This is a genomic window from Thalassotalea montiporae (assembly GCF_053485855.1).
Map to the genome: position 1 here is coordinate 1,410,545 of NZ_JBQRUO010000001.1, position 20,246 is coordinate 1,430,790.

Consider the following 20,246-nt stretch of genomic DNA (forward strand, 5'->3'; position numbering starts at 1 on the left):
CATATATAGTAGTAAAGTCATTAGTCAAAATCATACGGCCATGGCAGGCTGTTGCTAGAAAAATTGGAGATAGCATTGGAATTTTTATACGAATACGGTTTGTTCTTAGCCAAAGTAGTCACTTTTGTGTTGGCGGTTGTGGTGATCGTCGCTGTCGGGGCTGGTGCTGCGATGAAGCAAAAGGGTCGTAAAGGTGAGCTGGAAATCGAAGATTTATCAGAGCATTTTGAAGACGTTGAACTAGAGGTTACTCATGCACTTTTAACTAAAGACGAGTTAAAAGAAAAAGAGAAACAAGATAAAAAAGTTGAAAAAGAGAAAGCCAAAGCAGCGAAAGCGAACAAGGGGAGTGACGAAGCCGCTAAAACTAAACCGAGAATGTTTGTATTAGACTTTAATGGCAGTATCGACGCAAAAGAAGTATCGGGTTTACGTGAAGAAGTTTCAGCCGTGTTAGCCGTTGCTAAGCCTGAAGATGAAGTGTTTGTAAAATTGGAGTCAGGTGGTGGCATGGTGCATGGTTATGGTCTTGCTTCATCACAGCTAGATCGTATTCGCCAACGAGATATTCCTCTCACCATTTCAGTTGATAAAGTAGCGGCGAGTGGTGGTTACATGATGGCCTGCGTTGCCAATAAAATTATCGCCGCGCCATTTGCGATTTTAGGTTCGATTGGTGTGATCGCCCAAGTGCCTAACTTTAATAAACTACTGAAAAAGAATGATATCGACTTTGAACAGTTAACCGCTGGTGAATTTAAGCGCACGCTTACTATGTTTGGTGAGAATACAGACAAAGGTCGTGAGAAGTTTGTTGAAGAGCTAGAAGAAACGCATCAGTTATTTAAAGACTTTGTTAGCGAACATCGTCCGTCACTAGATATTGCGAAAGTAGCTACCGGTGAACATTGGTTTGGAACAAAAGCCAAAGTATTGGGTTTAGTTGATGATATTCAAACCAGCGACGATTATTTATTTGCAGCAGCAAAAACTCATAAGATTGTCGGCCTAAAATATGCGACTAAAAAAGGCTTAGCGGAAAAACTATCAAAGGCTGCTTCAATGTCAGCAGATAGCTTTATCTCGCGATTAATCCAGCGCAATCGTATCTTCCCGAGTTAATCGAGCAGTCAAACTTATATTGATTAGCTTGAAAGGCGTTTAGTGCTGATGTACTAAGCGCCTTTTTTATGTTTTCAATTAGCAGTCCTAAATGGAAATAACCTAAATGATGGGCTGAAATCTTTCAAAAAATGCTTTTTGACTTGGATTAACTAAGGCTTTGGGTCGAATAGTTTGCACCATTTCCACAACCTCAGATTTGTTATAACCGAGCTGCAAAAGTAATAGTGCGATTACAAGCCCTGTGCGGCCTGAGCCGCCTTTGCAGTGAACTGCAACTGCCCCTTGGTTGTTGAGTATTGAGCTTTCATGTCCCCAAAAAGGTTTTTCAAATTCGGCGTACTGCAGTTGTTTTGTTAAATAGATGTAGCTAATCTTTGCCTCATTACAAATGTTGCCTAGCTGCTTTGCAGACTTGGACTTTGTGAAATAGCTATTGCGGAGAGAAAAATGAAAAACTGGAAGAGCTCACTATTACCGATTTTATGCGTGCTGGCGCTAACAGGTTGTGGTGATAACGCAAATCATCAAAGTCAAAACGCTGCTAAAGATGATGTTGAGTTAGCTACTCGAGTTAAACATTGTGGACAGGATAACCAACAACTCGCTCAATGTTCTGATGGTGCCTTTCAGTTACAGCTATTGCATTTCGCCGATATTGACGGCGGCCGCGATATTCTGAACAATGCCGTTCGTTTTTCTGCACTTTTAGATTCGTTCCGCTCTCAATACGCTAACACACTGGTACTTAGTTCTGGCGACAATTGGATCCCTGGCCCCGAATACAATGTTGGCGGGGATGACTCCTTGGCTCCTATTTTAGGCGTGGCTGCAAATGGGCGAGCACATGTGGCTTACCTTAATGCTATGGGTGTGCAAGCAACTGTTGTTGGCAACCATGAACTTGATTTAAATACAGACGAATTTGCCGAGTTAATTGCGCCTGAAACGCACGACAGTAAAGTGTGGCAGGGAGCTCTATTTCCTTACCTATCGGCGAATTTAGACTTTTCTACCGACAAACACTTAGCGCCTTTAATTGCTGACAATGGCCTAATGAATACCGATCAGACAGGACAGGTAGCTGCCAGTACGGTAATTCAGGTTAATGGCGAAATGATTGGCGTTGTTGGCGCCTCAACACCTGCGCTTAGCAGTATCACGAAAACAGGCGGTATGATTGTACTTCCGGCCGATGAAGATGATATAGCTGGGCTTGCAGCCGAAATCCAACAACATGTCGAGCCATTGAAAAAGCGTGGTATTAACAAAATTATCTTACTGGCACATATGCAGCAAATTGCCATTGAACAGCAACTTGCGCCTTTACTTGACGGTGTCGATATTATTGTTGCTGGCGGCTCTAATACCATTTTGGCTGATGAGAATGATAGGTTACGCGACGGTGATGTAGCTGAAGGCGATTATCCTCTTGTTTATCAAAGTGCGTCAAAAGAACCTGTTGTGGTAGTTAATACCGATGGTGACTATACCTATTTAGGGCGTTTTGTGGTGACATTTGACCAGCACGGCGTGATGGTACCCAGCTCGCTCGATACCACCATTAATGGTGCTTACGCGACGGATAAACAAAGCTTAATCGAGCATAACTTAACGCTAGCCGACGCCATTCCACAAGTACAAACAATCACCAACACCTTAAACCAAGCATTGCAAGCAAAGCTAGGCACAGTTTTTGGCAATACCTCGGTATATTTAAATGGTGATCGGGTGTCAGTAAGAACTCAAGAAACGAATCTGGGTAACCTTACCGCGGATGCAAACTTAGCCTATGCACAAAGCATTGATAAAAGTGTCGCAATTTCTCTTAAAAATGGTGGTGGTATCCGAGCGCCAATTGGCTCTTGTGTTGTGCCGGCTGGCTCTACTGACGCTAAGGTCGTATGCAGTCCACCAGCAGGTGTACAGGGTATTAATAAATCAGGCGATGTTACCCAACTCGATATGGAAATTGCACTGCGATTTAACAGCGCGCTAAATAACTTAACGGTAACTGGTAGCCAGCTAAAGGGGATTATTGAATATGGCGTGTCGGCAACCAGAGCTGGCGCAACCCCAGGCCGTTTTCCACAAGTGGCTGGTATACGGTTTAGTTTCGACCCTGCCAAAGCGGTTAACTCGCGCGTACAAAATTTAGTAGTGCTAGATGACAATGGCGCATTGCCCGGCGGTAATATGGTAGCTGTTGTTCAAGATGGCCAACTTAATCCGGTCGCTGCTGAGCAAACATTTCGTTTAGTGACGCTTGATTTCTTAGTGGACGGCGGAGATGGTTATCAATTTCCAACAGATGCGCCAGCGAACCTTGTGAACCTTAAAGTTGCGGGGCAAAAATCAGGCATGGTTAAGATAACGGATGATGGTACAGAGCAAGATGCATTGGCGGAATACTTATCAAGTCACTACTTAAAAGCGGGTACCGTATTTGGTAAAAAAGATTTGCCTGCAGCGCAAGATACGCGAATTCAAAATTTGTCAGAAGTGGCTTTAGATAGCGTGCTAAAGCTAAAATAAAGTTGAATTAAGTCCAATCAAAAATAGCGGCGAAACACAGATTATTGTGATTGTTTTGTGCCAATTAAAAGCAAAAGCAAAAGCAAAAAGTAAACACAGAAAATAACAAAGGCTTGCATTAGCAAGCCTTTTTCATGGAGCTGTTTTGTACAGGTTCTTTGTCTAGGTTAGTTTTCGAGAGACAAGAGAACATTAGTTTCTTGTAATGCGCCAGAATGCAATCAACGCCGTAAAGAATAAAATCATTGGGTAAAACGAGTAAACCACCACATCCACTGGTGAAATTCCAATAGTTGCGCCAAGCAATAATGCTTGTGCGCCGTAGGGTAATAGGCCTTGGTTAATACAGGCGAAAATATCCAGTAAACTAGCAGATTCTGCTGCTTTGATGTTGCCATCCTCGGCGAGCTCTTTAGCGGTTTCACCTGTGATAATAATTGACACTGTATTATTGGCGGTAAAAAAGTTCGCACTAAAAGCAAGGCTAGCAATACCTAAACCAGCGGCGCGTTTAGGGTTATTGGGGCTAAGTTTACCTGCTAATTTTTTTAAGCTTACCGTAAGTGCTTGCAAACCACCTTGGCGGCGTACTAACTCGCTTAAACCACCAATAAATAGCGCTAAAATAAATACGTCTTGTACGTTAGCAAAGCCTTTGTTGATATCAGACGCGAGCGCAGACAGTTGGTAGCCATTGCTGACAAAGCCTGTTGCTGCGGCTAATAATATACCGACCAGCAAAACCACAAACACGTTCACCCCCGACAATGCTAAGCCAAGAATAACGACATAAGGTAATAGGCCAATTACGTCGATCGCTTGCTCGCTTTGATAGTCAGCACTACCTCCTAAGAAAGTGAATAGCACGAGAGAGATAAGTGCGGCGGGAAGAGCAAATTTAAAGTTCACGCGGAACTTGTCTTTCATTCGCGCCCCTTGCGTGCGCGTTGAGGCAATGGTTGTGTCAGAGATAATCGATAAGTTATCACCGAAAATAGCGCCAGAGATGATACTACCTGCAACTAATGCAGGGCTTAGGCTCGCCGCTTCAATAAAGCCTGCGGCAATCGGGGCAATAGCGGCGATGGTACCAACCGATGTCCCCATGGCAGTTGATAAAAATGCGGCAACAATAAATAGCCCAGGAATGATTAAATAGTCGGGAAATAGCGCTAACCCCAGCTGCACACTCGCATCAACACTGCCTGTTGCTTTCGCAACCATGCCAAACGCGCCTGCCAGCAAATAAATCACCCCCATGGTAATAATATTGTTATGGCCGGCACCTTCAATAAACTGATTAACTTGCTCGCTGATCGTTTCCTTCCCCATCATTATTGCAACGATGATGGCAGGAATGATGGCAACGCTGGCTGGCAGCTGGTAAAACGCAAACTCAACACCTTGCAGGGTTAGGACAATCCCCGTACCAATAAAGAGCGAGAGGAATACGCCAAACGGCAATAGGCTGAGGAGGCGGGGTGGTGAGGTTTGTTCAGTCATATAATGCTCTAATTCTTATTGTTAATGGTTGTTACCATTCTCTTTAAGCGCTGAATTTTAAACGCTTGGTTTTGACTTGCTTGCTCTGCCTACGTAAAGGTCATGTGTGGCAAACGGTGATGCATGAATGCAACTATAAAGTGTTTAAATAATAAACTTTTATATCATTCCACTCGATCAGGGGAAAGGCAAAACAACAGTTTGAAAAATTAAATTTCAGGAATAACGCAAATTATAAAGTGATTTGCATTATTGTCAATCTAGATGTTTAGATGGCTAAAAGTATATAATGTTAAACTGATGCTAGTAATGAACCAAATTTCGTTAAAAACTGGGTTCAATAATTTAGCGACATAATCCCTCTATTTTTATCAATCGTAGCGGAATTAGCTCTACTTTATGGTGGCGCTCTGTGCTATTCTTGCCGCCAATTTTTACAATGAAGAAGTGCAAATGTCTGATAACAAATTTGAATCAATCGAAGCACGCGTAAGTTACGGCGTTGGCCGTCAACTGGGCGACCAATTACGCAACAACCCATTTAAAGAGTTTGACGTAACCGCAGTACAAGCTGGTTTAGCTGACGCATTAGCAGCTGCTGACAGCCAAGTAAGCGAGCAAGACTTAAACGAAGCATTTGCTGTTGTTTCTAAGAAACTACAAGAGCAAGAGCAAGCACAAGCCAAAGAAAAAGCGGCTGAAGGCGAAGCTTTCTTAGCAAAAAATGCTGAGCGTGCAGAAGTAACTGTGACTGAGTCTGGTTTACAGTACGAAGTATTAACAGACGCAGAAGGTGAAAAACCAACTGCGGCTTCAACGGTTCGCACTCACTACCACGGTACTTTCATTAACGGTGAAGTATTCGATAGCTCAGTTGATCGCGGTCAGCCTGCTGAATTCCCAGTTGGCGGTGTTATCGCTGGTTGGACTGAAGCATTACAACTAATGAGTGTTGGCGCAAAATGGCGTTTATACATTCCTTACAACTTAGCTTACGGTGAGCGTGGTTCGCACGGTGCGATCCCTCCATACTCAGCGTTAGTATTCGATGTTGAACTATTAGACATCCTATAAATGATTAAGCCGGGCTAGCCCGGCTTTTCTTTGCCTGGAATTCTTTTAATTCGCATCATAACCCAAAGCAAACAGCACTTTTTACTACGCACCTTTACTACGCAAGACAAGAATGAACGAACAGCGCCAAGAACAAGACAACCCTAACAAAGCCCAGCAGCTGGCTACCTTCTACCAAAATTACATTCACGCTTTCTCTACGGCCAGTATTACTTCGGTGGCTAAATGCTATCAACTCCCTTGTGTATTAAGCACACCAGACAAAGTACTCGTGCTTGATAGCGAACAAAGCTTCAATCAAGAGTTTAGTGGCATTTTTGCCATGTTAGCTGAACATAACATCACAGGATTTAAGGCCAGTAATGCCAGTTATCAGCATATTAATGAAACACTTAGTTTAGTGAAAATTGATTGGCGCTTTTATGACCAAGCTAATAACCTTTTTAGCGAATTTTCGGCAATTTATCATTTAAGCTATCAACAAGAAGCCTATAGAATCATTAACGTTATTTCTCATGATATGTGTCAGCTTGCTGACTTAGCTCATGAGTTAACTTTAACCCCGAGTGCTAACGATACAAATAATAAGGAAACCGATAAATGACCACCAAAGTTGCAATTTTAGGCTGTAGCGGCCGCATGGGCCGTAACTTGATCAAAGCAGCTGTAGAGCATGATGAAATTGAACTTGTTGGTGGCACGGTACGCGAAAATTCTTCTTTTGCTGGTTTTGACTTAGGCGAGTTAGCAGGTATTGGCAAACTTGATTTGGTGACAAGTACCTCGCTTGAAGCGGTAAGCAGCGCCGATGTCTTTATCGACTTCACTTCGATTGAATCTACGTTGAGCAATATTGAGTGGTGCAAAGCCAACGATAAAGCGTTAGTGATTGGCACTACCGGCTTTGAAGATGCGCAAGTTGAGTCGATCAAACAGGCTGGCCAAGACATGCCAGTATTATTAGCGCCAAATACCAGTGTTGGTGTTAACTTGCTATTTAAACTCTTGGAAATTACCGCTCAGGCCATTGGCGACTATACTGATATAGAAATTTTTGAGGCGCATCACCGATTCAAAAAAGATGCACCATCAGGTACCGCGATGAAGATGGGGCAAGTGATCGCTGAAACCTTAGGCCGTGATTTAAATGAATGCGCCGTTTATGGTCGCGAGGGCATCACTGATGAGCGCGATAACAAAACAATAGGTTTTGCAACGGTTCGTGCTGGCGATATTGTTGGTGAACATACGGCATTTTTTGCTGATTTGGGCGAGCGTCTCGAAATCACCCATAAAGCCAGCTCGCGTATGACCTTTGCCCAAGGGGCGATGCGTGCAGCACTTTGGTTAGCAAAGGCTAAGCACGGTTATTACGATATGCAAGATGTTCTGGGGTTGAAATAACACACCCGAATGTAAGGCATAAATTGATTAAATAAATCATATAAAACAGCTTGTTAGTTATTTTTGTTAGCTTGATTTTCTAAACAAATTAAGTGGTTTTAAGGTTAGAAAACATAGGTTTTTGACCGTTTGGTCATAAAAATCATTTAAAAGCTAAATATTTCTAATTTTACTAGACGAAAAATACTAATGGGCGTAGAATGCGCGGAATTTGTCAAAAATTTGCGATTCGCAAGCCAAAAGACGGATTATTGAACAATTTTCGCGCTTAGTGCTTTTAACGAGAAATACGCAAAAAAACGTTAAAAGCGATTAAGTTTACTTTCTTCTTTTCGGAGGCTAAATTGACTAAATCTGCCATTTTGGTGCTAGAAGACGGCACTATATTTAACGGCACCGCCATTGGTGCAGAAGGAATGGCGGTTGGTGAAGTGGTGTTTAACACTTCCATGACCGGTTACCAAGAAATCCTGACTGATCCTTCCTACGCAGAACAAATTGTTACCCTCACTTATCCTCACATTGGCAACACTGGTACAAACTCAGAAGACGAAGAGTCTGGCACCATTTGGGCTAAAGGCTTAGTGATCCGCGACTTACCTTTACTGGCCAGTAATTTTAGAAACGAAGAAAGCTTGAGCGATTACCTAGCGCGCAACAATATTTTAGGTATTGCTGATATCGACACGCGTAAACTTACACGTATTCTACGTGAAAAAGGTGCTCAAAACGGCTGTATCTTAGCGGGTGATAGCCTAGATGAGGCAAAGGCACTAGCCGAAGCAAAAGGCTTCCCGGGCTTAAAAGGTATGGACTTAGCAAAAGTCGTATCGACTAAAGAACAATACCAGTGGACAGAAGGTAGCTGGCAGCTAGGCAAAGGCCACCTTACGCCGGAAAACTTCGACTTTCACGTCGTTGCTTACGATTTTGGTGCCAAACGCAATATTTTACGTATGTTAGTGGACCGAGGCTGTAAGCTGACGGTTGTGCCAGCGCAAACTCCAGCGGCTGACGTACTAGCGATGAATCCAGATGGCATCTTCCTATCTAATGGCCCAGGCGATCCAGAGCCATGTGACTACGCAATCGCAGCAATTAAGTCTTTCCTTGAAACTGATATTCCAGTGTTTGGTATTTGTTTAGGTCATCAGCTACTTGGTTTAGCGAGTGGCGCTAAAACGATTAAAATGAAGTTCGGTCACCACGGTGGCAACCATCCGGTGAAAGACATTGACCGCGATGTAGTGATGATCACGGCGCAAAACCATGGTTTCGCCGTTGATGAAGACAATATGTCAGACAACCTGCGCGTCACTCACAAATCACTGTTTGATGGCACAATTCAAGGTATTCACCGCACTGACAAGCCAGCCTTTAGCTTCCAAGGTCACCCCGAAGCAAGCCCAGGTCCACATGACGCAGCACCGTTATTCGACCACTTTATTGAACTCATTAATGAAGCTAAAGCAGCTAAGCCTAACGCAACCAAGTAACAGGGTAAGAGAGAACAAGACTATGCCAAAACGTACTGACATAAAAAGTATTCTAATCTTAGGTGCTGGCCCAATTGTTATCGGTCAAGCGTGTGAGTTTGACTATTCAGGTGCACAAGCCTGTAAAGCTCTGCGCGAAGAGGGTTACCGCGTTATATTGGTGAACTCAAATCCAGCCACCATTATGACTGATCCAGAAATGGCTGATGCAACTTACATCGAGCCTATTCACTGGGAAGTTGTGCGCAAGATCATTGAAAAAGAACGCCCAGACGCGATTTTACCAACCATGGGTGGTCAAACTGCACTTAACTGTGCACTAGAGCTTGAATCAAACGGTGTACTTGCTGAATTCGGCGTTGAGATGATTGGTGCAACTGCTGATGCTATCGACAAAGCGGAAAACCGTGAACGCTTCGACCAAGCAATGAAAAACATTGGTTTGGAATGTCCACGCGCTGAAATTGTGCACTCAATGGAAGAAGCGAAAGAAACAGCTAAGCGCATCGGTTTCCCATGTATTATTCGTCCGTCTTTCACCATGGGTGGTACTGGTGGCGGTATCGCGTATAACCAAGAAGAATTCGAAACGATTTGTACTCGTGGTTTAGATTTATCACCAACGAACGAGTTACTTATCGATGAATCGTTAATCGGTTGGAAAGAGTATGAAATGGAAGTGGTTCGCGATAAGAACGACAACTGTATCATTATCTGTTCGATTGAAAACTTTGACCCTATGGGTATTCACACCGGTGACTCAATCACAGTGGCACCAGCGCAAACCCTAACCGACAAAGAATACCAAATCATGCGTAATGCATCACTTGCGGTACTACGTGAAATTGGTGTGGAAACTGGTGGTTCAAACGTACAGTTTGGTGTTAACCCGAAAGATGGTCGTGTTGTAATTATCGAGATGAACCCGCGTGTATCGCGTTCATCTGCATTAGCATCAAAAGCGACTGGCTTCCCAATCGCTAAAGTGGCAGCAAAACTAGCGGTTGGCTTCACGTTAGACGAGTTACAAAACGATATCACAGGTGGTGCAACACCTGCATCGTTCGAACCGACGATTGATTACGTGGTAACGAAAATCCCACGCTTTAACTTCGAGAAATTCGCCGGCTCTGAAGATCGCTTAACGACGCAAATGAAGTCGGTAGGTGAGGTGATGGCAATTGGTCGTAACCAACAAGAGTCAATGCAAAAAGCACTACGTGGCTTAGAAGTTGGCGCTAGCGGTTTTGATCCAAAAGTAGATATCAACGACAAAGACGCACGCTCTGAAATTATGCACGAGTTGCAAGAAGCGGGCGCTGATCGCATCTGGTACGTGGCTGATGCCTTCCGTTTAGGTATGTCGGTTGATGATGTATTCAATGCTACTAAGATTGACCGCTGGTTCCTTGTACAAATTGAAGACATCGTTTTAGAGGAAAAAGCATTAGCCGAAAGTGGTATGGCGGGCTTAAACGCTGCGTCATTAAAACGCTTGAAGCGCAAAGGTTTCTCAGACAAGCGTCTTGCTGATGTGATTGGTGTTAATGAATCTGAAATTCGCAAGAAACGTCATGCGGCTGACATTCGCCCAGTTTACAAGCGCGTTGATACCTGTGCGGCAGAGTTTAAATCTGATACCGCTTACATGTACTCAACGTACGATGAAGAGTGTGAATCTGCACCGTCTGACAAAGAAAAAATCATGATCATTGGCGGTGGTCCTAACCGTATCGGTCAAGGTATCGAGTTTGACTACTGTTGTGTACACGCAGCCCTTGCGATGCGTGAAGACGGTTACGAAACCATTATGGTTAACTGTAACCCAGAAACGGTTTCAACTGACTACGACACGTCTGATCGCTTGTACTTCGAGCCGATCACTTTTGAAGATGTATTAGAAATCGTCAACGTTGAAAAACCTAAGGGCGTTATCGTGCAGTACGGCGGTCAAACACCACTGAAACTTGCTCGTGCATTAGAAGCGGCTGGCGTACCAATTATCGGTACGTCACCTGATGCGATTGACCGTGCGGAAGACCGTGAGCGTTTCCAACAAGCAGTTGAGCGTTTAGGTTTATTGCAACCAGAAAACGCGACAGTAACTTCATTAGAAGAAGCGGTATCAGAAGCGAAAACGATTGGCTTCCCATTGGTTGTTCGTCCATCTTACGTATTGGGCGGTCGTGCGATGGAAATCGTTTACGATGAAGACGACTTACGCCGTTACATGAACGAAGCGGTAAGCGTGTCAAACGACTCGCCAGTATTGCTTGATCACTTCCTTGACGATGCCGTTGAAGTAGACATCGATGCTATTTGTGACGGTGAAAACGTAGTGATTGGCGGCATTATGCAGCACATTGAACAAGCGGGTGTTCACTCAGGTGACTCAGCCTGTTCATTACCGGCTTACAGCCTAAGCCAAGAAGTGCAAGACGTGATGCGTGAGCAAGTGACTAAACTTGCGTTTGAGCTAGGCGTTGTTGGCCTAATGAATACGCAAATGGCGGTAAAAGACGGCAAGGTTTACTTAATTGAAGTTAACCCGCGTGCTGCTCGTACTGTACCATTTGTTTCAAAGGCAACATCAGTTCCATTAGCGAAAGTTGCGGCACGTGTGATGGCTGGTAAGTCATTGACTGAACAAGGCATTACTAAAGAAACGATTCCACCGTTCTTCTCAGTAAAAGAAGTAGTGATTCCGTTTAACAAGTTCCACGGCTCTGACCCATTAGTTGGTCCAGAAATGCGCTCAACTGGTGAAGTTATGGGTGTTGGTGAGACGTTTGAAGAAGCGTATGCCAAAGCGAACTTAGGCGCGAACGTAGTGGTACCGAAATCAGGTCGTGCGTTAGTGTCTGTGCGTAACTCTGATAAAGAGCGCGTAGTTGAGCTTGGTAAGCAGTTGGTTGAACTAGGCTATGAGCTAGACGCCACTCACGGTACTGCGGTAATGTTAGGTGAAGCAGGCGTACCATGTCGCTTAGTGAATAAAGTACACGAAGGTCGCCCACATATTCTTGATAGAATCAAAAATGGTGAGTACAGCTACATTATCAACACTACTGAAGGTCGTAAGGCGATTGAAGACTCAAAAGTGTTACGTGGCGGTGCGTTGCGCTATAAAGTGGCTTATACCACAACCTTGAATGCGGCTTTTGCAGCATGTCAGGCGCACGCTGCTGATGACCGCGATAAAGTAACTTCTATTCAAGAGTTACACGCTCGCTGTTAGTCGTTAATTTAGCGGCATAACGTAAGATTCGACAAACTAGGCTAAAGCCTTGGCTGAGAAAGATAGTTTTGTCGAATCATGACAGTTTTGTTATGCTTATTCGCATACGATTATTTTATAAAGGTGGTTAGTAGCCACCTTTATCTATTTTAGGAACATACACCTCGAATGAATCAAATTCCAATGACGGCAGCAGGCGCAGAAGCATTGCGCGAAGAGCTGACCCATTTAAAGCAAGTAAAGCGCCCAGAAATTATTGAAGCGATCGCCGAAGCGCGTGAGCACGGCGATTTAAAAGAAAATGCTGAATATCATGCCGCACGTGAGCAGCAAGGCTTCTGTGAAGGCCGTATTCAAGAAATTGAAGGTAAGCTGGGTAATGCACAAATCATTGACGTCACAAAAATTCCTAACACAGGTAAAGTGATTTTTGGTGTCACAGTCGGTTTATTAAACATTGATACCGATGAAGAAGTGACTTACCAAATCGTTGGTGATGACGAAGCGGATATTAAAAATAACCGTATCTCAGTCAATTCACCGATTGCTCGTGGGTTAATTGGTAAAACCGTTGATTCTGAAGTGGAAATCAAAACTCCAGCAGGTTTAGTGGAATACGAGATTATTTCTGTAGATCACAAGTAAATAGAGCTTAAGTTACGACTTACTTAATAGATTCTGCATGGTAGATTCTTATTAGCTGATTTTACTTAGCAAATTTTACATAGTAAGTAAGGTGATATTTGAAAAAGCCGAGCACTTAGCTCGGTTTTTTTATGCCGGCGTTTTTTGATTTTAATCTTGTCGTAAGAGGTGTTAAACAATTGTAAATATTAAATTACATTATACTCGCTTAAGCGGTATGACTAATGTAAATAACCTCAGCTCTGGATATCTAATGTGCTTCTAGCGGCTATTTTTACTGCTACCTGCGTTAAATTTACTTGCAATAGACTAGCTATTGACGCGCAAATTTGCCTTGATATCAGCAAAAATCTCTCGCTAGAAGACAACAATTTACATAAGTGTTTGAAGTGATTTGTTATTCACTATTTCTTATCCAAACCTGAGGTTAAATAAATTGGTTTACTGTCACTAATTAGTCACCAAGTTTTGATACGATAACAATTCTCAAGCTATTGGCGATATTGATCTAATATCAGGTTCAACCCAAAGCCAATGCCACCTAAAAATGAAAGTTATATAAGTCATAAAAGTTGTAAATTGTCATGCTATTCAACCTTCCTTCAATTACTCTAAAGCTTTTTCCCTGCTCTTTAGTTCCTCGCTTTTTAAGCGATCAGCGTCGACATATTTCACGTAGTATATTGTTGCTATTTGCCATGTGTCACTTTAACGCCATAGCAAGTACGCCAATTCCTTTTTCCGCGAAAAAATCAGGAGAAACGTCTGCTAATTACGAGCATACAAACAGCTCTATGGCTCTAGCACCTGTATACATGCTAGAGCGCTTGCATAACACTAGCCAGTTATCAAAACAATCGAACATCAATGCTATTAGTGAGTTTGGTGAAAAGGCGAATAGTGAACCTAATCAGCATGTTATCGAAATTGGTTTTTTCTACACGGAAGATCTGCTCGCTCAAATTGGACGGGCGGAAATAGACCGTTATATTGACGAGCAAATTAGCGCGGCGAATCAAGTAATGATTAATAGCGGCTTGGCGATTCGCAGACAAGTTTCTTACGTGGGACCGTTTCCTATGGCCAATGAGCCAGATACCGCGATCAATTTGTTTCTCGCGAATGTCTATTCAGACCAAGCATTCTCAGCGTTATCAAATATTCGCGAGCGATTTGGGTTAGATTATTTGACCATTTTACGCCCACAAACCGACAATAATTTCTGTGGCTGGGCGTATTACGACAACCCTTATGCCATCATGGAAGTTGGTGGGTTTTGCACCAGTGCTACTTTAGGCGCTCACGAATGGGGGCACAATGATGGTGCCGATCACGATATTGCCAACAGCTCTGATACTCCGGTACGAACAGACGCACGAGGCTATAACTGTGCTGGTGAAGGCACGATTATGAGTACCTCAAATAACTGGAATACTCGTCATAACATTTATTCTAGCCCTGATATCTCAGTTAATGGCGAAGCTTGCGGCAAAGTAGGTGAGGCCGACTTCATTAGCGTCCTAAATGAGTTAGTGACGTTGCCTAACCATTTAGGCAATAAGCAGGCTGCAAGCGAAAAAATAGCATCTGTTGCAGTGAGCACAGATAAATTAAGCATTGCCGAAGGCGAGTCGGTTACAGTGACACTTACTTTAGTGGATGGCGATAATAATGTTATTACCTTAGATCGTGACGTCAGCGTCGAACTATATACCTACGGAGATGCAGGCAGCGATGGTGATATTCGTTTCAATGGAGCACTTGCTGATGTTGACTTTATCAATGCCACACAGCGGATAAGTTTCTCAGCAGGTCAGTCAACCCAGTCCATTACAGTAATAACGTTGGGCGATAATGAACAAGAGCCGACCGAATTATTACAAATTGGTGCTCGCTACGGGGACTATGTCAACGGAAGCGCTAACGAACTGACGGTAGAGATTAATGACGCCGCTGGCCAAGAGAACCTGTCTTTTTCTCTTGAAAGTGTTGAACTAGAAAGCAATCAGTCGATAGCATTAACAGTGAATCGTGCTGCTGATTTTGATATTCCCGTTTTATTGGCACTCGCCTTTGATTCTGAATATTTGACGATAACACCAGAAATAATGGAATTTACCAGCGCAAATGCCAGTGAAAATGTAACTATCACAGCTGGAAATATTAACACCGCTGAAACTGTCATGCTTCGATTAGAAGCAATTGATGGTAGCCAGGTTTTTGATCAGCTTGCTATTCAATTGTCACCTGTAGTGATTGAACCTGAAAAGTCATCAGGTGGTGGTGTGAACTTTTGGTTGGCGTTATTAGCGGTGCTGGCGTTTGCTACTCGAGAATTGACTCGAAATCGCAGGGAAAGTTAATTACAAAAGTAGCCTTGGGTAGTATTAATTATTAAAACAGCGAAAACATCAAAGGATAAAAGCCTGAATAAAAATTGTATAACTCTGCTGTGCGTATTACGCTGAATTATAAATAGTTTTAGATAAAGGCTGACTTGTGCAAGCGATAGTTCATTTGTCAGGTCTATGTTCATTCAAAGTTAAGATAAGCCTGTGAAAAGCCGTTGAGAAAGCCGCTAATTTAATAAGCGGCACATAATTGTGAGAATGACATGAGTGGATTGCATAAATGGATATTAGGCGATAGCTGCCAATGATGATTATGAAGTCTGTAGTGTTTTTGATTTTGGCACTGATAACATTGTCAGCAGTCGCGTTAGATGTCGTTAATTACTCGTCTCATGGTCGAGACAATTTACCCTATGATAAGTATTATCGAGAGCTACTAGCACTTGCGTTGAACAAGTCATCATCCCGATTCGGGCCATATCAACTCAATGGCGTTGATGCAGGTAAAACGCAAACCAATATGATCGAGCTCATCAAGCATCGCCATATTGTCAATGTCGCTTGGACCATGACTTCAAAAGCTCGTGAGCGTGAGTTGCTGCCGATTCGTGTTCCATTGTTCAAAGGCTTAGGTGGCTGTCGTATTTTCTTGATCAGACAAGGAGAGCGAGAGCGATTTAGTCAAATAACAAAGGTGTCTGATCTACAAAATCTGCTTGCTGGTCAAGGAGCAGACTGGCCAGATACCAGTATTTTAAAAGCAAATAACTTTAATGTTATTACCGCGAAGCAGCACAATAGTTTATTTTCGATGCTAACCAAGCAGCGATTTGACTATTTTCCTCGTGCTTTACACGAAGCATATAGCGAAGCCGCGCGCTTTCCTGAGTTAATCGTCGAGCAATCGTCGTTACTTTATTATCCGGCACCATTTTTCTTTTTTGTCAGTAAAGAAGATAAGCGACTCGCTGAACGCATTGAGTACGGGCTAAATAAAATGATGGCTGACGGCAGCTTCGAACAATTTTTTAATCAAAACCCTTACAGTAAGAGTGTGCTCGCTAAAGCTAATATTAATAACCGACGAATATACACACTCAAAAACCCACTACTTACCGCGCAAACTGCGCAAGTAATAAACTCCAAGCAATATCAAACCAGTTGCCGTCAGTTCCAATAACGATAGATTTTGCAATTCATCGCTTAAACCGCAATATTTATCGTGTATTGAATACATTCATCATGTTTATTAGCTATATTCAAAGGTTGATAATTTTGTGTTTGCAATGAATTACTTGGCGCAAGAATCGCTAGCAAATTGATTTTTAGTTGTTGAATCAAGTGATTGCGCATTGTTGGCGTGTTGTTCGTGCAATGCTAGCTTAACCGTTAACCAAGTAAAGAAAGCAAAACAGATAACGCATTAATACAAAAACAAAAATTACTTTTTGAAGTAGCGACCTTTACGTGGCTGCTTTATATTCGTTTAGTTAACTCACTCATTACTTTAAGGTTATAAATTCTAATGAAAAAATCCTTAACCTCACTATTTGTCTCGGCGGCGTTATTTGCCTCAAGCAGTTATGCAGCTATCGACACCGATTTATTATCAGGTATTAAAGCACGCCATATCGGCCCAGCGGCAACCAGTGGTCGTATTTCAGATATTGAAGCCGTGCCTTCTAATCCAAATATTATTTATGCCAGCGCAGCATCAGGTGGCGTATGGAAATCAGAAAATGCTGGCCTTAACTGGCAGCCGATTTTTGATGACGAAGAGTGGGCGTCAACGGGGGCGCTAGCAGTACATCCAGCCATCCCTGATATTGTTTGGTTAGGTACGGGTGAGGGTAATGTCCGTAACTCAACGTCGATTGGCGGCGGTATTTACAAGTCAATGGACGGTGGTAAAACGTGGCAAAACATGGGCTTAAAAACTACTGAGCGTATTAACCGAATTGCGTTGCATCCAACTAACCCAGATATCGCCTATGCCGCAGCTATGGGTACACTTTGGTCAAAAAATGAAGACAGAGGTATCTATAAAACCACCGATGGTGGTAAAACGTGGCAGAAAATTTTATACGTAGATAACGTCACGGGTGCGTCTGATATTAAAATGGATCCTAGCAATCCAAACAAGCTATACGCGTCAATGTGGCAGTTTCAACGTTGGCCTGATAAGTTTGAGTCAGGTGGTCCGGGCTCTGGCATGTATGTATCAATTGATGGCGGTGAAACTTGGCAACGACGCACGGCTGCTGATGGTTTGCCAAAAGGCGAATTAGGCCGTATCACGTTTGATATTGCGGAAAGCCAGCCAAGCACGGTTTATGCGTTAGTTGAAGCGGAAAAAAGTGCGTTACTACGCAGCGATGATGGTGGCGATAGCTGGAAGACAGTGAACAGCGAATACAATGTTGCCGATCGCCCGTTCTATTACTCTGAAATTGAAGTAGACCCAACCAACCCAGATATTATCTACAATATCGCGACCTTTATTCGCCGCTCAATTGATGGTGGTAAAACCTTTAGCAAAATCGATAAAGTTGATTGTTGTGCAACAGGTAACACTATTCATATTGATAACCACAGTTTGTGGATCAACCCGAAAAACCCTGAGCACCTCATTTTAGGTAATGACGGCGGTATCGCCATCACCCAAGATAAAGGTGATAGTTGGCGCTTTGTGCAAAACTTAGCGGTTTCTCAGTTCTATCATATCCGTGTTGATGATGCTGTGCCTTACAATGTGTATGGCGGCTTACAAGATAACGGCTCTTGGCGTGGCCCTGCGGAAGTTTTCCACACTGCAGGTATTCGCAATGTGCACTGGCAAGAAGTCGGCTTTGGTGATGGTTTCGATACTATGCCATTCCCAGATGATGTCACCAAAGGCTATGTGCAATCACAAGGCGGTTACTTAAACCGTTACGATTTAGTGACTGGCGAGCAAAAGCTGATCCGCCCAGCAGCACCTGATCACGACACAGAATTGCGTTTTAACTGGAATGCTGGCCTAGCCCAAGACCCATTTGATGCTGACACCATCTACTACGGTAGCCAGTTCGTGCATAAATCAACAGATCGTGGCGAAACCTGGCAAGTGATCTCAAAAGATTTATCGACTAACAATCCAGACTGGCAGCGTTACAAGGAGTCAGGTGGTTTAACGCCAGATGTTACCGCTGCGGAAAATCACACCGCAATTATTACTATTGCACCGAGCCCAATTAAACAAGGGGTAATTTGGGTTGCAACGGATGATGGTCGTATTCATGTCACACAAGATGGCGGTGACACTTGGAAGAGCGTAGAGAAAAAAGCGCGCAAAGCGCCGAAAAATGCGTTTGTGCCACATATTCAACCATCGCTACACAACCCAGAAGAAGCCTTTATTGTGTTTGATAACCACAGACGCGGTGATATGAAGCCTTACGTGTTCAAAGCGTCTAAGTACGGTAGCAAGTTTACCAACTTAACGGCTAAAAACATTCGTGGCTATGCCTTATCAGTTGTACAAGATCACGTTGATGAAGACTTATTATTCTTAGGTACAGAGCTTGGTTTATACGCCTCAACGGACGGTGGTGATTCTTGGTTCAAGTACGATCAGAACGTACCAACCGTCTCTGTGATGGATATGGCCATTCAGCAACGTGAAAATGACTTGGTATTAGGTACACATGGTCGCTCTGTGATTGTGATTGATGATTACAGCCCGCTACGTGGTTTAAATGAAAAGTCGTTTAACTCATCATTAAAACTATTGAGCGTTGGCGATGGACAGCAATACGTATCTAGCCGCGCACCTTCAACCCGTTTCTGGGGTGATGCTGCTTATGTGGGTGACAATGAAGTTTACGGTGTCACCATTAATGTTATGGCATCAGGTGATCACTTAGCTCACCCAGATGCAGACAAAGAAAAAGCTCGTCAGTTAGCGAAAGCAAAAAAAGCCGCTAACAAAGATGCCGGTAAAGGTGAAGAGAAGGATGAAAAACCGCTTTCAGAAAAGGCTCGTGTCACGGTTAAAGATGCAAATGGTGAAGTGGTTCGTACTTTTGTCACTAAACTAAAACAAGGGGTTAACCGCATTGTTTGGGGCTTGGAGTCGGACGGTCAAGGCCGTATGCCGGGTCAAGAGCCAAAAGAAGATAAAGACATCAAGCCGGCTGGCCCTGAAGTGGTGCCGGGTACATACACCATTCATGTAAAACTTAACGATAATGAGTTTGAAACCACGGCTAAGGTGTTAAAAGACCCTCGTTTTACTGATGTCACAATGGCGGATATGAAAGCGCGCTACGCACTTGAGCATCAAGCAGTTGCTATGTACGGCACGCTAACTAAAGCGGTTCATGCTTTGCACGACAGCAAAAAAGATATTGAAGTGATTAAAGCCATGGCGGATAAGGCTCTCGAAGACCTTGGTAAAGCTGAAAATAAAGACGAGTTACCTGCGAGCAAGTTAGCGAAGTCTGCCGATGAGCTGATCAAGAAAATTGGTGAGTTAGATAAAAACCTACGTTCTATTCCAAAAACCACAGGCATAGTTGATGAAACTTATAAAGTAACATCACATGTCTTTATGGCTTGGGGTTATGCAGGTGGTCGCTACGGTAAGCCATCACCGACTGCTGAAATCTACCTAGAAAAAGCGAAAATTGAGTTAGACAAAGGTGTAGGTAAAGTGAATGAGTTTATTCAACAAGACCTAACTGAGTTTAAACAGGCGTACCAAGCATCTGGCTTAGGCTTGTTATCAACCACTCAACCAATCGCGCTTAACTAGTCATTAGCTAGATAGAATTAAAAATCAAAAGCCCAATAACAATTTGGGCTTTTTCGTTAATCACCTGAACAGAATTTACAAAC

Annotated in this window: 13 protein-coding genes; 11 read left to right on the top strand and 2 right to left on the bottom strand. The window is 43.3% G+C overall.

The genetic code is table 11. The features are described from left to right. Window positions 1–75: 75 nt before the first annotated feature. Window positions 76–1,122, top strand: a complete 1,047-nt coding sequence (gene sohB / locus ACSLUR_RS06100; protein ID WP_448552739.1) for a protease SohB — start codon at window positions 76–78, stop codon at window positions 1,120–1,122. Between the two features lie 102 nt (window positions 1,123–1,224). Here the strand turns inward: sohB and ACSLUR_RS06105 are convergent, their stop codons facing one another. Further along, window positions 1,225–1,515, bottom strand: a complete 291-nt coding sequence (locus tag ACSLUR_RS06105; RefSeq protein WP_448552995.1) for a protein-tyrosine phosphatase family protein — start codon at window positions 1,513–1,515, stop codon at window positions 1,225–1,227. A 57-nt stretch (window positions 1,516–1,572) separates the two neighbouring features. Here ACSLUR_RS06105 and ACSLUR_RS06110 point away from each other — a divergent pair, with 57 nt between their 5' ends. Next, window positions 1,573–3,657: a bifunctional metallophosphatase/5'-nucleotidase gene (locus tag ACSLUR_RS06110; protein ID WP_448552741.1), complete on the top strand. Its 2,085-nt coding sequence runs from the start codon at window positions 1,573–1,575 to the stop codon at window positions 3,655–3,657. A 192-nt stretch (window positions 3,658–3,849) separates the two neighbouring features. Here ACSLUR_RS06110 and ACSLUR_RS06115 read toward each other — a convergent pair whose 3' ends face one another. After that, window positions 3,850–5,160 carry a Na+/H+ antiporter NhaC family protein gene (locus tag ACSLUR_RS06115; protein ID WP_448552743.1) on the bottom strand — a complete coding sequence of 437 codons (1,311 nt, stop codon included), beginning with the start codon at window positions 5,158–5,160 and terminating at the stop codon, window positions 3,850–3,852. A 453-nt stretch (window positions 5,161–5,613) separates the two neighbouring features. On the opposite strand from ACSLUR_RS06115, the gene ACSLUR_RS06120 reads away from it, so the two are divergent. The 9 genes from ACSLUR_RS06120 (at window position 5,614) to ACSLUR_RS06160 (ending at window position 20,163) form a co-directional block, all read left to right on the top strand. Beyond that, window positions 5,614–6,234, top strand: coding sequence for an FKBP-type peptidyl-prolyl cis-trans isomerase (locus ACSLUR_RS06120; protein WP_448552745.1), 621 nt, complete (start codon window positions 5,614–5,616; stop codon window positions 6,232–6,234). A gap of 112 nt (window positions 6,235–6,346) precedes the next feature. Next, complete coding sequence (locus ACSLUR_RS06125) at window positions 6,347–6,838, top strand: DUF6841 family protein (protein WP_448552747.1); 492 nt, start codon at window positions 6,347–6,349, stop codon at window positions 6,836–6,838. Next, complete coding sequence (dapB, locus tag ACSLUR_RS06130) at window positions 6,835–7,638, top strand: 4-hydroxy-tetrahydrodipicolinate reductase (protein WP_448552749.1); 804 nt, start codon at window positions 6,835–6,837, stop codon at window positions 7,636–7,638. Before ACSLUR_RS06125 ends, dapB begins: the two co-directional genes overlap by 4 nt. Window positions 7,639–7,982: 344 nt before the next feature. Further along, a complete protein-coding gene (gene carA / locus ACSLUR_RS06135; protein ID WP_448552751.1) occupies window positions 7,983–9,134 on the top strand; it encodes a glutamine-hydrolyzing carbamoyl-phosphate synthase small subunit in 1,152 nt (383 codons plus the stop codon). A gap of 22 nt (window positions 9,135–9,156) precedes the next feature. Continuing rightward, window positions 9,157–12,372 carry a carbamoyl-phosphate synthase large subunit gene (gene carB / locus ACSLUR_RS06140; protein WP_448552753.1) on the top strand — a complete coding sequence of 1,072 codons (3,216 nt, stop codon included), beginning with the start codon at window positions 9,157–9,159 and terminating at the stop codon, window positions 12,370–12,372. A 168-nt stretch (window positions 12,373–12,540) separates the two neighbouring features. After that, the gene (greA, locus tag ACSLUR_RS06145) at window positions 12,541–13,017 is read left to right on the top strand and encodes a transcription elongation factor GreA (protein ID WP_115999879.1); all 477 of its coding nucleotides are present in this window, start codon (window positions 12,541–12,543) and stop codon (window positions 13,015–13,017) included. A 698-nt stretch (window positions 13,018–13,715) separates the two neighbouring features. Continuing rightward, window positions 13,716–15,380, top strand: coding sequence for a reprolysin-like metallopeptidase (locus ACSLUR_RS06150; RefSeq protein ID WP_448552756.1), 1,665 nt, complete (start codon window positions 13,716–13,718; stop codon window positions 15,378–15,380). A gap of 292 nt (window positions 15,381–15,672) precedes the next feature. Next, on the top strand, window positions 15,673–16,548 hold the full coding sequence (locus ACSLUR_RS06155) for a transporter substrate-binding domain-containing protein (RefSeq protein WP_448552758.1): 876 nt from the start codon (window positions 15,673–15,675) through the stop codon (window positions 16,546–16,548). A gap of 345 nt (window positions 16,549–16,893) precedes the next feature. Next, window positions 16,894–20,163, top strand: a complete 3,270-nt coding sequence (locus tag ACSLUR_RS06160) for a WD40/YVTN/BNR-like repeat-containing protein (RefSeq protein WP_448552760.1) — start codon at window positions 16,894–16,896, stop codon at window positions 20,161–20,163. Window positions 20,164–20,246 lie beyond the last annotated feature (83 nt).